We start from the raw sequence: 12314 nt of genomic DNA on the forward strand, positions 1-12314 counted from the left end.
CCAGAGCCAAAGCCAGCACCGCTACCAGCAACAGCCGCAGCAAAAGCAGGGCTACCTGTTCCAGCTTGAGGTTGCGCAGGCGGCGGTTAGCCGCCGCGTCCAGCCACCGAATGCTGCCCACCTGCACCGTGCGCCCCGGCCGGCGGTTCCACAGGTGAATGGCTATAGGAACCGCTACGCCCAGCAACGCCAGCAAACCGGAAGGAGCAAGAAACGTGAGCAATGCGGCGAAGAATTAAAGCAAAGATGTAAGAGTACGGCCTTCAGCAGACCGGCGGCGCAAAGACACCGGCTAGTGAAAGGAGGTGGCTTGGCGGCGGCGCAAAAATTCCCGCAGGGCCCCATCCAGCGGCTCGGCCGTGCTCAGCTGGAAGTAGTCGAGTCCCTGGCGGCGGGCGGTGTGGGCGGTGGTGCGCAGCCACTGCTGCAACTGTTCTTGGTAGTGGCGGCGCTGGTCTTCGGCGTTGAGCTGCAGGGTCTGGCCGGTTTCGAGGTCTTCAAAGGTTACGGCGCCCCGGTAGCTGAAGGTCAGCTCATTGCCGGCCATCAGGTGTAGTAGCAGCACGTCGCCGGCCACCGTGCGCAGGCGGGTCAGCAGGGAGTTTATTTCGCCTTGCTCCTCGTACAGGTCGCTCACGCACACAGTCAGGGCGCGCTGCCGGCGGGCCAGCAGCGGGGCCAGCTGAGCGGCTTCGGGGAAGCGGCCCATGCCAGTCGTGTTCTGCAAGGCCTGGTAGAGGCGGGGCAATTGGCGGGCATCGGCGCGGGCGGGCAGGTGCACCAGGCCTTCGGGGTGCAAAATGCTGAGGCTCACCGCGTCGCCCTGGTTTTGCGCCAGATAAGCCAGAGCCGCCAGCAGCAGCCGACCATACTCCAGCTTGGTTAGGCCGTTGTCGTCGCGGTGGTTCATCGAGGCGCTGGCGTCCAGCAGCAGGTGCACGGTCAGGCTGGTATCCACTTCCGACTCGCGAATGTAGTATCGGTCGGAGCGGGCGGCCAGGCGCCAGTCGAGGCGGCGCAGGTCGTCGCCGGGCTGGTAGGGCCGGTACTGGCTGAACTCCATGCCTGCCCCGCGCCGCCGGCTCAGGTGCTGACCCGCCAGAAAGCCCTCGGCCGCCTGTTTGGCCGCCAGCGGCAGGTTGCGCAGCGCGTGGAGAAGTTCGGGAGTAAGCATTTTTAGAGCTAAGAACTGAGCGGTTAGAACTCAGATTAGGAGGTGCGAAATAAGAATGGGGAATATGACAACCGCTAAGTGCTACCCTCTCGGTTCTAATTTTTAAACCGTTACGGCGTTCAATAGCTCGGCCACGGCATCGTCGGGGTGAGGTTTTCGGCTTCGGCGTTGAAGTTGAGCAGTACGCGGTGGCGCAACACCGGCGGGGCCAGGGTGCGGATATCGTCCAGGGTGGCGGCGAAGCGGCCCTGCAGCAGGGCCCGGGCCTTGGCGCACAAAATCAGGGCTTGACCGGCCCGTGGGCCCGCGCCCCAACGGCCGTATTCCTGAATAAACTTCACCGTGGAAGTAGCCGGCCGGGTGGCGCGCACAAGGCGGTTCACGAAGTCGAGCAGCTCGGGGCTGAGGCTCACCTGGCGCACCAGCTGCTGCAACTGCCGGATGTCCTCGCCGCCTAGCACGGGCTTCACTTCGGCCCGGGCCGAGCCGGTGGTGCCGCTGAGCACGGCCAGCTCTTCCTGCTCGGTGGGGTAGCCGATGCGGATGTAGAGCAAAAACCGGTCGAGCTGAGCTTCGGGCAGCGGGTAGGTGCCGCTTTGCTCGATGGGGTTTTGCGTCGCCAGCAGGAAAAATGGCTTGGGCAAGGCGTGTTCCTGGCCGGCGTAGGTCACGTGACCTTCCTGCATGGCTTCGAGCAGAGCGGCCTGAGTTTTGGGCGGGGTCCGGTTGATTTCGTCGGCGAGTACGAGGCTGGCGAAGATGGGTCCCTGGTTGAACTTAAAGGAGCGGTGGCCCGTGCCGTGGTCTTCTTCCAGCACCTCGGTGCCTAGAATATCGGTCGGCATCAGATCCGGGGTGAACTGGATGCGGCGGAAGGGCAAATCGGTGGCCGAGGCTAAGGTGCGCACCAGCAGGGTTTTGGCCAGGCCCGGTACGCCTTCCAGCAGGGCGTGGCCGCCGGCCAGCAGCGCCACCAGCACTTCATCCAGCACCTGCTGCTGGCCCACGATAATTTTGCCGATTTCCTCGCGCAGCGGCGGCAGCTTGGCCAGTAGGGTTCGTACGTCTTGTTCGGTCACGGAAAGCAGAGTAGAGAAGGGAGAGAGTGTGCCTGAAAGAAAGTGTTGCGGGGCAATGGTTGCTTCAAAGGGCGGCAGAAGCAGCTTCAGAACTAACTTTTTTTAACTGAAGCCAGGCGGAAGTCCCCCGCTGCTTGCAGCTGCCCATGAAGCGGAGGTCCCTTTTTTCATAAAATGAAACTAGTGTGTTGCTGGTTTCATAGCGGCCGCTATACGGATTTATCGTGTAGAAATTCGGCTCATAAAAGTTGATGCGGGTGGTAAAACCATCCGGTGTTCCATAGCAAAAGCTGCATTCTACTTTCCAGCGGCCCTGTTGGGTTGCGCCAGTGGCATCCCCAACTATGTTGCTGGTATAGTGAAAGGTGCTGTCGGCCCGCACCACCAGCTCAACGAAAGGCAATACTGCTTCAGCAGCAACAACCGCAGTGTCGGCTACGGTATGTCCGCTCGGTTGGGCCAGCCCACGCCGGGAGGTTGCTGCCAATCTGGTTGTGTGCGTAGAATCGGCCAGCCTGTAGGTTCCGATTACGGCAGAGCGCAAGGAATCGACTCTTTGCTGCGCTATAACTCGCTGCTCGGCCAGCCGCCTGGCTTGATAATGGGTGGCAATGCGGCTATACAACAGCCAACTACCAACGACAAAAGTCAGCACCAGCAACGGGGTGACGGCGCGGAAGCGTTGCGGCCAGGTTTCGGCTGCCCGTAGTTGCCGCCCACTCTGAAGGGCGAAGCGCGCACCCAGGAAAAAGACCACAAGCGCCGCTATTGCCCCAAGGACTGCCCCAATCAGCAGCAGCCACATGATGAATTCAAAGGCTGGAGTATCGACAAACGCCAACAGAAATGGCTGCATAATGTGGGGCGGTTAGGAGTTACGCCGTCAGGGCGTAGAGCAGAATGTTTACCCCGAACTTGGTGTTGTCTTCGGCCAGGAAGCGCTTGTTGCGGAAGTCGTAGTCCCACTCGCAGCCGTAGTCCTTGTTGGAGTACAGCACCCGCAGCTTCCCGTCGATTTCGATGCCCTTGAGGTAGTCGTGCACCAGGTCGTCGCCCCAGCCGTTGAGTTCGAAGGAAGTGGGCGGCGGGCCTTCTGGAAACTTGAAAAACTGCGAGTAGATGGGGTGGTTCTTGGCAATCTTCTTCAACGCCCCGGCCCCGAAGCACTGCCGCATCTGCTCCTCGAAGGAGCGCGCAAACAGCCCGTCGATGTCGTGGTTGCAATCATCGACGAACACGAAGCCGCCGTTGCGCACGTACTGAATGAAGTTCTTTTTCTCCTGGGCCGAAAACTGCACCAGCCGGTGGCCCGAGAGGTAGCAGAAGGGGTAGTTGAAGATGTCGGGGCTGTCCAGGGCCACGGCTTTTTCCTTCTGATTGACGGGTACTGTGGTGTACTGAATCAGAGAATGCAGCAGATTAGCAGGCATTCTTTCGTCCACGCCGTCCCAGTCGCCGGAGCGGTACTGAAGGCGCACGAAGGTAAACGGAACGGGCATGCTGCGGTAAGAAAGGCGAAGCGGCAAAAAGACAACGGGGCAAAGACACCGGACCCATCCCAAGGTGGCTTGGCGCCCCGCCGAAAGTACGCGGCGGCCTGTTCCAAACCTATCCGCAGCAGTTTCCAAGTAGAAGTTGCTTGTCCACAACTGCGCAGGAGCAACTACGTGTAAACAGCTTCCGATGAGTTACGCACCGGCCTGCTGCTTCAGGTACCGGGGCTTAAACAGCTAGCCGGATCAGCCTCAGCCGCAGCTTTCTAAAAAAATGTGCGTACGAATAGGGGTAAGACCGCCGTTAAGGCTCTTACCGTTACCAACTCACTCTTTTTCACTCCTACTGCTATGAAACGAATTGCGGCTTTACTTTTTTTTAGCGTCTTATTCTGGGTTCCAGCCCACGCCCAGCTCGGCGTGAAAGGCGGCATCAACGCGGCCGTGCTCCAGGGCACCGTGGGCACCAATGCCACCTACCAGACTTCCTACCACGCCGGTATTTTCTACGAAATGCAGGTGCTGGATCCAGTTCTGTCCATTCAGCCCGAGCTGCTTTACTCCCTGCAGGGCACCGAGCGGAAGTCGGACTTGGTAAACTACCGCTCCAAGCTGCACTACCTCAACCTGCCGGTGCTGGCCAAGGTGGAAATCGGGCCGGTGTATGCCGAGGCGGGCCCGCAGGTGGGCTTTCTGCTCAAGGCCCGGGAAGATGGCGTGATGGTTATCAGCCAGGACGGCAACAACGGCGCCGTCATTGCCAGCAACGACCGTAGCTCCTGGAACGACTACAAGAAGTTTGACCTGGGCTTTGCCGTGGGTGCGGGCGTGAAGCTGCCCCTGGGCTTTGCCGTGGGGGCTCGTTTCAACGCCGGCCTCAACAACATCAACAACCTCAAGTCGGTGCAGGGCGTGAACGACCCGGAGCTCAAGAATCGGGTGTTTCAGGTGTACGCCAGCTTCCAGCTGCCCGACGGTGACTAAGTAGGTAGGCGGGCTTGGTTTGCCGGGAGGAATAGTCGTGCTTTACCGCGTTTTATTTCTCGCTATATGACCAAGAACGTACTTCAATTAAGCCTATGCGCGCTGGGTTTTGTGACCCTGCCGGCCGCCGCCCAATCGGGGGAAGGCACCAAACTCGGCCTGAAAGCGGGCCTTTCGGTAGCTACCCTCGATGGAGCCATCAATGCCACCTCGAAATTCCGCACGGACTTCGTGGCCGGGCCCGTGTTGCGACTGGCCCCCACCAAGCAGCACTTCACCCTGCAGCTCGAAGCCCTCGTCAGCGGGCAGGGCGCCGACTTGGAGCGCTCCAACGGCACTACCGAGGCGTACAAAATCTATTATCTGAACGTGCCCGTGCTGTTGCGCCAGTACATCGGCGGCATGTTCTACGTGAACGTAGGACCACAATTGGGCTTGCTGCTGGGCTCCAGCAAAGGCACCTACAAATCAGTGGAAGGCGGCGTAGTAGGCGGCATCGGGGTCGAAACGCCGAGCGGGTTTGTAGTAGACCTGCGCCTGAACTATGGCTTGTCCGACATCAACAACGACGAAGCCGAGCGCGCCCTGCGGAACCGGCTAGGCTTTGGTGGCCTGCACAACCGGGTTATTCAGGGCTCGGTAGGCTATTTGTTTGGCAAGAAGTAACGTTAGTCACTAAGCTCGAAAAAAAGCCCCGTATTCCGCCCGGAATACGGGGCTTTTCTGTGGAATACAGGCTGCTAAGCTTACCTATTACCGGCAGATGGGGCAGTAGTGCCACGGCGGTCCACGGGTTTCAGGCAAGTTATTTCCGAATACACAACGCCTTCTTCCGGTATTCCTTCTGGCCGACTAAGCCGATAGCCAATGCTTAGCACCTGCCCCCCGACCTGCTTGGGTAAGTAAGCCGACCAGAGCGGACCCCTGGGGTGCAGCCGCGTGCCATCGGCCAGCTCCAGGGTGGTATGCTCAGTGAGGCACATCATGGTATAGCCCGGGCAGAGGCGCACCGTGGCTTGCGTGCCGCAGCTGACTTGCTCGGGCGAAACTTCCGTTTTCTCGGAGCAGGCGTTAAGGTCAACCAGAGCTAGCAGTGCCGCAGCGTGGCATAGAGGAGTACGAAATAGACGCATAGAGCAGGGGAGGAAGGAGATGAAACAATCGGGACCTACTGCCTGGAAGAGTAAGGAGCCGGGCTGGATGGTTGCAACTCGTTCCCGAAAAATTGCTAGATCGGACGGGCTATGCATATGACTAGTGCACAAGAAAACCGCCTGGGTAATCCAGACGGTTTTCTTGGTGCTTCGAATGCAGCCTGCCGAGTGCTTACACGGCGTCGGAGAGGCTGGTGAAGGTGAAGTCCCGAATCTTCAGCGGGGGCACCATGTTGCCGCCCACGCGCTGGGGTTTACCAATGGCTTCCAGGTTGTTGAGCATGATGATGGGGCTTTCGTTGAAGCGGAAGTTTTTCACCGGGTGCTTGATTTTGCCGTTCTCGATGTAGAAAGTTCCGTCGCGGGTCAGGCCGGTGTAGAGCAGGGTCTGCGGATCGACGGGGCGGATGTACCACAGGCGGGTTACCAAAATGCCCTTGGCCGTGCCCTTAATCATGTCTGGCACGCTCTGGGTGCCGCCTTCCATAATCCAGCCGCCGGGCGGGGGAATGTCGGGAATACCGGCTTTCTGAGCCCAGAAGCGCGAAGTGTACAGGTTTTTCACCACGCCCTTCTCAATCCAGGTCACCTTCTTCTGCGGGCGGCCGTCGTTGGCGAATATCCGGTCGGGAATGTCGAGGCTGGTCGGGTCGGAGTAGATGGTTACCCGCTCGTCGAACAGCTTTTCGCCTTTCTTGTTGCCGCCGCCTTTCTTGCTCAGGAAGCTGCGGCCTTCGTCGGCCGAGCGGGCGTCCATGGCGCTCATCAGGGCCTGCAGCAGGGAGGCGTCGGTGTTGGCTACCAGGGCGGCGGGCTCCAGAATCACGGTATACTTGCCGGGCTCAATGGCCTTGGCGTTCATCGAGCCGGAAGCTTTGTCGGCCGCAATCTGGGTCAGACGGCCCGCATCAAACTTGCTGATGTCGTTGTAGTCGGCCGTGGCGTAGCCCGAGCCGGTGCCGTCGGGCGTGCGCACCGTTACGGAATACTCCAGGTTGGTACCAGCCTGGTAGGCTTCCAGTCCCTTGCTGTTGCGCTTGGCCACGAAGGTGGCGCTGTCGGTCAGGAAGCCGGCCGAGGAAAGCTTGCGCTTCTCGCAGAGTTGCAGGCTGGCCGCGGTTTGCTGGGCACGGTAGTCGGGCGTGATGTTGGCCGTGTTCTGGGCAAAGGCCTTGGAGCCGTCGAGGTACTGCTGAGGGCCCAACAGGGGCATGTACTCGGGGCTTTCGGGGGCCAGCTTGGCGATTTCCTCGGCCCGCTGCACGCAGCGACGCAGGGTCGCGTCGTCAAACTCGTTGCAGCTGGCTACGCCGCTGCGCTTGCCAAACCGGGACTCAACGATAAGCTGCACGTTTTCGACGGCGCCAGCAGTGCTGATGGCGTTGCGGGCCGAGCGGACGTTGCCGCCGATCTGCCCGGTTAGCGTGGCCTCGCACTCATTGGCCGTGCTAAAACCCAGCACCTTTTTCAGGATGGTCTGAGCCTCGTCTTTAGATAGTATTGCCATGTTGGTTAATGTGCTGATGTGGGAATGTGCTGATGTGCTAATGCTGATAGGGAATAATGTGCTTCTCAGGTTGGACTTGTCCCGTTGGCTTTGCTGCTGCTGATGATTCGCGACAGTAGGCGTTGAATATCTAACAGTGTAGTAAACAAAGTAGTCGGCGGTTCGGGATAGGAGGGAGCGTGCTTGCAAAGCAGTAGCCAGTACTCCGTTTCGGCTGCTTCCTTGGCTGCCACCTTGCACTTGTGCACAAAGTCAGCCCGGCTTTCGGCGTGCTGAGCTTCGCGCACGTTGGCTCCGATAGAAGTACCACTGCGTAAGAACTGTTGCGCAATAACGAAGCGCCTGACCTGCTCCAACTCCTGAACATAGGCCAGTACCTGTAGGGCGAAGTCAAAGGAGATGCGGACGATAGGGTTGTCGGGCACTGCCGGATCTGCCTTCATTACTCCTCTACCCAACTGGCCGAAAAAAGCACATTATTCACATTAGCACCTGAGCACATTTAAAACCTACCCGATTTTACGGGCCGTATTGATGATGTTGACGCCGTTGAAGCGGGTGGTAGCCGAGCCGTGGCTCACGGCCGACACCTGGGGCGGCTGGCCTTTGCCGTCGAAGAAGGAACCGAACAGGCGGTAGTCCGACTCGTCGCAGATGGCCGAGCAGCTGTTCCAGAATTCCTGAGTGTTGGCCTGGTAGGCTACGTCCTCGAGCATGCCGGCAATTTTGCCTTTCTCAATGGCGTAGTACACCGTGCCGCCAAACTGGAAGTTGTAGCGCTGCTGGTCGATGGAGAACGAGCCGCGGCCGGCAATGTAGATGCCCTTGTCCACGTTCTTAATCATGTCGTCGACGCTCATCTTCTGGGTGCCGGGCTTGAGGCTGATGTTGGCCATGCGCTGGAACTGCACATCCTGCCACGACTGGGCGTAGCAGCAGCCATCCGACTCATTCTGGCCTACAATGGCCGCCTGGTCCCGGATTTTCTGGTAGTCCACCAGCATGCCTTCCTTGATGATGTCCCACTGCTTGGTTTTGACGCCTTCGTCGTCGTAGCCCACCGCGCCGAGGGAGCCGGGCTGGGTTTTGTCGGCAATGATGTTGACCAGCTTCGAGCCATAGGGCTTGTTCTGCTTTTTCCACTCCAGGGTGGCGAAAGAAGTACCGGCGTAGTTGGCCTCGTAGCCCAGCACGCGGTCCAGCTCGGTGGCGTGCCCGATGCTTTCGTGGATGGTCAGGCCCAGGTGGTTGGGGTCGAGCACGATGTCGTACTTGCCCGGCGTCACCGACTTGGCCGTGAGCTTGCCTTTGGCCTGCTGCGCAGCCAGGGCCGCATCTTCCAGAATGTCGTAGCTGTTTTTGTAGCCAATCAGGCCCGTGCCGCTGGGGCCGGCAATCTTATCGGCCGCCTTGGGCACCATGTACTCGTAGCCCAGGCCCATGGGGGCGCTCAGGCCCTCCCGGGTGCGGAATTTGCCGGTGGTGCGGTCCACAGCCGTTACGCCTATCGTGGGCCAGATGCGGTGCACATCTTGGTCGATGTAAGACCCGTCGGTGCTGGCAAAGTACTTCTGCTCGTTGATCTGGAACAGGGCCGAGTTGACGAAGTTGGCGCCGTTGTCGAGGGCTTTGGCGTTGGCGGCCAGCAGCAGCTCCACTTTCTGGGCAATCGGGACCTCGAAGGAGTTCTGTACAATCGGGGTTTTCCAGCTTACCTCGCCGTAGCCTTTCTGCGGGGCCAGGTTCACCTTCTCCTTCTGCACTTTAGAGTTTGCCTTGGCAATCTGCACGGCTAGCTGGGCGGCTTTGGCCAGGCCAGCTTCCGTTACGGTGTTGGTGGCCGCGAAGCCCCAGGTGCCGTTGGCTAGCACCCGTACGCCGGCGCCGAAGCTCTCGGCGCTGGCAATGTTCTGCACCTGCTTTTCGCGGGTGAAAATGCTTTGGTTCAGGTAGCGCCCAATCCGCACGTCGGCGTAGGTGGCGCCCGCCGATTTGGCCGCGTTTAGGGCCACGTCGGCCAGCCGCTTTTTCAGGGCGGGGTCCACGCCTTCCAGCAGCCGCTCGGGGTCAACCGGGGAGCCACCGAAACCGGGGAAACTGGGCAGGAACAGGGCGCCGGCCGCTAAGCTGGTCAGCCCGACAAAGTCGCGTCGTTTCAAGGGGTAGAGTTTTAAATAGAAGTAGGGAAGGCAGTTTAAGCAGAAAAGCGGGGAATTTCAATTGCAATAGACCAAACCAACGCGGCGGGGCTGCATGAAATGAAGAAAAGGTGAAGCGGGGGAAGGTAATGTGCGAATGTGGAGGAATGTGCTGATGTGCTAATACACAAGATGTGTCATTGCGAGGCGCAGCCGCGGCCATCCGTCCTCTGCGCAGTACGACCTGACCTTTTACCAGAAAGCCCTGGCGTTAGCGCAACGTCAGGGCTTTTTACTTCAGGCAACTCAGCACATTTCAGAGGACTGATTGCTTCGCGTTGCTCGCAATGACACGCTTTTTAACTCACTCATTCACTGAATCAAGGCCAGCAAATCGGCGGCAATGCCGGGCCAGGGCTGGTTCAGGTCGATGGTAACCACGCGGATGGGGTGGCCACCGAGGGTGTAGCGGGCGGCCAGCTCGTGCTTGGCGGCGGGGTAAAGCAGGATGCCTTCCAACTGCTGGCCCTGGGCGGTGGGCTGGTTCTGCAGGTAGGCGTAGAGCTGGTAGAGGTGGGGCGAAATCAGCTTCTGCTGGTCGTAGCGCGGGCGCAGAGCCGCTTTGTAATACTTCGTGTCGAGGATGATCTTGCGGTCCGGCGCTTCGAGGGTCGTGTCAGTTATCATCACCGGCAGCAGGGCCATATCGGTGGCTTGCTCAGCCTCGGCCTGCCAAGCAATGGTTTCGGACAGCACCCGGTAGCGGCGCTGCTCGTGGCGGTAGAAGTTGCGCACGAAGGCCTCAAACAGCTGGGCCATCAGCCGCTCGTCGCGCCGGAAATCCCGAAACCGGGTGCGGCCCGCGGCATCAGCCGTAGGCAGGGCGCTGTGGTGAATCAAGGTGCAGATGTTAAGCAGGAACGTTTCCCGGCCGCTCAGGCGCAGGCGCCGTACCCGGCGCAGCGTAAGTAAGGTACAGGCTACCGGATGAATGCTGGCCGGAAACCGCCGCCGCACGGCCCGCACCTCCTGGCGCAGGCTGGCGGGCAGACTGCGCGTGCGGCCAAGCTGCTCGAGCACGCCCAGTAGCACCTGGTTGAAGGCCGTATCGGGGCTCAGCTCATCGTAGGCGCACACGGCCCGGCCCCGCCGCAGCAGGTCCCGGCTCAGACTGGGAGCCAGCAGCAAACGGCCCCGCAGCTCCGGCAATTGCTCTTCCCGCTCTACGTAGGCCAGCTCCAGCCCCTGGCGTAGCAGGCGGCGCGTGCCGGTGAGCAACACCTGGGTGAGGAGCTCCAGCGGCTTGTGAAACGGGGCCGCCGTGATGGCCTGCAGCTCCTCGCGCTCCGGCAGGCGGTTCCAGGCGTAGCAAAGCAGGTAGTACAGGTTGTGAATCGGAATCATGCCGGATGAGCCGCCTCAGGGCCGCAGCAGCTTTTTGCGGTAGGCAGCGGCCTGCGTAGGCTGGTCGAGCCAGTATTCCTCGAGCAAGGGCGCAATTTCCTGGGTCAGAATGGCCGAAAGCCAGGTTGGCGCTTCCGCGGGGTCTGTCGGCGGCTGGCAAAAGTAGCTGTGCCCCAGCTGAAAGTCGGGGCCTAGCTCGGGGTCGTCGGTTATGGTCTGGTTCAGCTCGGTCAGGCGGCTTATCAGGCGGCTAATCACGGCCGACGGTACCTGCTGGCTCGCCAGAAATTCCTGCAGCGGGGCCCCAAACTCGGGTTGCAGAGTCAGAAACGCAAAGCGGCGGCGCAGGGCGTAATCCAGGGGGGCCAACGACCGGTCGGCGGTGTTCATCGTGCCGATGACGAAGAGGTTGTCGGGCACGAAAAACCGCGCCGTTTCGGCTGGAGCGTAGGGCAGGCGCACGGCGTGCTGGGGGCCGCGCTTATCGGCTTCGAGCAATAGCAGCAGTTCACCAAAAATCCGGCTCACGTTGCCCCGGTTTATTTCGTCAATCAGCAGGAAATACGGTCGGTCGGGCTCTTGGGCCGCCCGCTGGCAGATGTCGAGCAGCACGCCCGGGGTCAGGCGAAACGTGCCTTCGGCGTCGGGCCGGAAGCCCTGGATAAAGTCTTCGTAGCTAAAGCTGGGGTGAAACTGCACCAGCTCAATGCGGGCCGCGTCGGTGCGGCCCAGCCCCAGCCAGGCCAGGCGGCGGGCCAGAAACGTTTTGCCCGTGCCCGGCGGGCCCTGCAGAATCAGGTTGCGCCGCCGCTGCAGCGCTGCCTGAGCCTGGTCCAGCATTTCAGCCGAAATAAACAGCTCCCGCAGGGCCTGTTCCCGTTCGTAAGGCAGGGCCGGCGGCAACTCGTAAGGCACCAGGGGCTCAGCCGCGGCCGGAGCCGGTTCCGCAGCTGGTGTAGCTGGCGCCGAGTCCCGACCGTTGCCAGTGTACAGCTCCTGCATAGCTTCCTGGGCCGCCACGTCGCCGTCGTGGGGCGAGTTGGCCAGGATGGGCCGCTTGGTCGTGACCGTGAAGTCGAGGCGCTCCAGCAGGGTATTGGTAGGCGTACCGGCCAGCAGCGGCAGCGAAGCATCAGACTGTCCGCTAGCTAGCCGAAACGCCAGCTGCAGCACCGGCCGCGGTGGGTAGCGCCGGCCCTTATACACCAGGTCGTAGACCGTGCTGGGCGGCAGGGGCTGACTTTCCCGGTCAATCTGGCGCAAAGCCCGCAAGATATGGTCGCGGGTAAGCTGGGCGGGCGTAAACGAAGCGGCGGAGTCGGGCATCAGGTCGGAAAGTACACGCAAAACGCCAACAAAGCACGCCGGGTTCGGTAGTTGG

Annotated in this window: 12 protein-coding genes and 1 pseudogene; 2 read left to right on the top strand and 11 right to left on the bottom strand. The window is 60.7% G+C overall.

What is annotated here, in order from left to right:
- Positions 1 to 4 precede the first annotated feature (4 nt).
- From MUN79_RS31710 to MUN79_RS06570, 5 genes and pseudogenes are all read right to left on the bottom strand, one after another.
- A pseudogene (locus tag MUN79_RS31710) lies at positions 5 to 223 on the bottom strand (BatA domain-containing protein); the annotation flags it as partial.
- Between the two features lie 69 nt (positions 224 to 292).
- Positions 293 to 1174 (bottom strand): DUF58 domain-containing protein, encoded by an 882-nt coding sequence (locus MUN79_RS06555; RefSeq protein ID WP_244676936.1) that lies wholly within the window; start codon positions 1172 to 1174, stop codon positions 293 to 295.
- 119 nt (positions 1175 to 1293) lie between these two features.
- A complete protein-coding gene (locus MUN79_RS06560) occupies positions 1294 to 2253 on the bottom strand; it encodes an AAA family ATPase (RefSeq protein ID WP_375378211.1) in 960 nt (319 codons plus the stop codon).
- A 64-nt stretch (positions 2254 to 2317) separates the two neighbouring features.
- On the bottom strand, positions 2318 to 3109 hold the full coding sequence (locus MUN79_RS06565) for a hypothetical protein (protein WP_244676937.1): 792 nt from the start codon (positions 3107 to 3109) through the stop codon (positions 2318 to 2320).
- Between the two features lie 19 nt (positions 3110 to 3128).
- Positions 3129 to 3752: a DUF4159 domain-containing protein gene (locus tag MUN79_RS06570; RefSeq protein ID WP_244676938.1), complete on the bottom strand. Its 624-nt coding sequence runs from the start codon at positions 3750 to 3752 to the stop codon at positions 3129 to 3131.
- Positions 3753 to 4097: 345 nt separating this feature from the next.
- On the opposite strand from MUN79_RS06570, the gene MUN79_RS06575 reads away from it, so the two are divergent.
- Both MUN79_RS06575 and MUN79_RS06580 read left to right on the top strand, forming a co-directional pair.
- A complete protein-coding gene (locus tag MUN79_RS06575; RefSeq protein ID WP_244676939.1) occupies positions 4098 to 4730 on the top strand; it encodes a porin family protein in 633 nt (210 codons plus the stop codon).
- A 66-nt stretch (positions 4731 to 4796) separates the two neighbouring features.
- Positions 4797 to 5396, top strand: coding sequence for an outer membrane beta-barrel protein (locus MUN79_RS06580; protein ID WP_244676940.1), 600 nt, complete (start codon positions 4797 to 4799; stop codon positions 5394 to 5396).
- 80 nt (positions 5397 to 5476) lie between these two features.
- Here the strand turns inward: MUN79_RS06580 and MUN79_RS06585 are convergent, their stop codons facing one another.
- From MUN79_RS06585 to MUN79_RS06610, 6 genes are all read right to left on the bottom strand, one after another.
- On the bottom strand, positions 5477 to 5863 hold the full coding sequence (locus MUN79_RS06585) for a hypothetical protein (RefSeq protein WP_244676941.1): 387 nt from the start codon (positions 5861 to 5863) through the stop codon (positions 5477 to 5479).
- 193 nt (positions 5864 to 6056) lie between these two features.
- A complete protein-coding gene (locus MUN79_RS06590) occupies positions 6057 to 7391 on the bottom strand; it encodes a TldD/PmbA family protein (protein ID WP_244676942.1) in 1335 nt (444 codons plus the stop codon).
- Positions 7392 to 7456: 65 nt separating this feature from the next.
- A complete protein-coding gene (locus MUN79_RS06595) occupies positions 7457 to 7834 on the bottom strand; it encodes a four helix bundle protein (protein ID WP_244676943.1) in 378 nt (125 codons plus the stop codon).
- A 66-nt stretch (positions 7835 to 7900) separates the two neighbouring features.
- Positions 7901 to 9550: a TldD/PmbA family protein gene (locus MUN79_RS06600; RefSeq protein WP_244676944.1), complete on the bottom strand. Its 1650-nt coding sequence runs from the start codon at positions 9548 to 9550 to the stop codon at positions 7901 to 7903.
- Between the two features lie 351 nt (positions 9551 to 9901).
- Positions 9902 to 10933 (bottom strand): 5-methylcytosine restriction system specificity protein McrC, encoded by a 1032-nt coding sequence (locus MUN79_RS06605; protein WP_244676945.1) that lies wholly within the window; start codon positions 10931 to 10933, stop codon positions 9902 to 9904.
- 15 nt (positions 10934 to 10948) lie between these two features.
- The gene (locus MUN79_RS06610) at positions 10949 to 12280 is read right to left on the bottom strand and encodes an AAA family ATPase (RefSeq protein WP_244676946.1); all 1332 of its coding nucleotides are present in this window, start codon (positions 12278 to 12280) and stop codon (positions 10949 to 10951) included.
- Positions 12281 to 12314 lie beyond the last annotated feature (34 nt).

This window comes from Hymenobacter cellulosilyticus (assembly GCF_022919215.1).
GTDB lineage: Bacteria > Bacteroidota > Bacteroidia > Cytophagales > Hymenobacteraceae > Hymenobacter > Hymenobacter cellulosilyticus.

Bases quoted from the DNA above. Each gene is read 5' to 3' on its own strand.
- MUN79_RS06575 (WP_244676939.1), top strand. From the start codon at position 4,098: ATGAAACGAATTGCGGCTTTACTTTTTTTTAGCGTCTTATTCTGGGTT.
- MUN79_RS06555 (WP_244676936.1), bottom strand. From the start codon at position 1,174: ATGCTTACTCCCGAACTTCTCCACGCGCTGCGCAACCTGCCGCTGGCG.
- MUN79_RS06585 (WP_244676941.1), bottom strand. From the start codon at position 5,863: ATGCGTCTATTTCGTACTCCTCTATGCCACGCTGCGGCACTGCTAGCT.
- MUN79_RS06580 (WP_244676940.1), top strand. From the start codon at position 4,797: ATGACCAAGAACGTACTTCAATTAAGCCTATGCGCGCTGGGTTTTGTG.
- MUN79_RS06605 (WP_244676945.1), bottom strand. From the start codon at position 10,933: ATGATTCCGATTCACAACCTGTACTACCTGCTTTGCTACGCCTGGAAC.
- MUN79_RS06570 (WP_244676938.1), bottom strand. From the start codon at position 3,752: ATGCCCGTTCCGTTTACCTTCGTGCGCCTTCAGTACCGCTCCGGCGAC.
- MUN79_RS06565 (WP_244676937.1), bottom strand. From the start codon at position 3,109: ATGCAGCCATTTCTGTTGGCGTTTGTCGATACTCCAGCCTTTGAATTC.
- MUN79_RS06590 (WP_244676942.1), bottom strand. From the start codon at position 7,391: ATGGCAATACTATCTAAAGACGAGGCTCAGACCATCCTGAAAAAGGTG.
- MUN79_RS06595 (WP_244676943.1), bottom strand. From the start codon at position 7,834: ATGAAGGCAGATCCGGCAGTGCCCGACAACCCTATCGTCCGCATCTCC.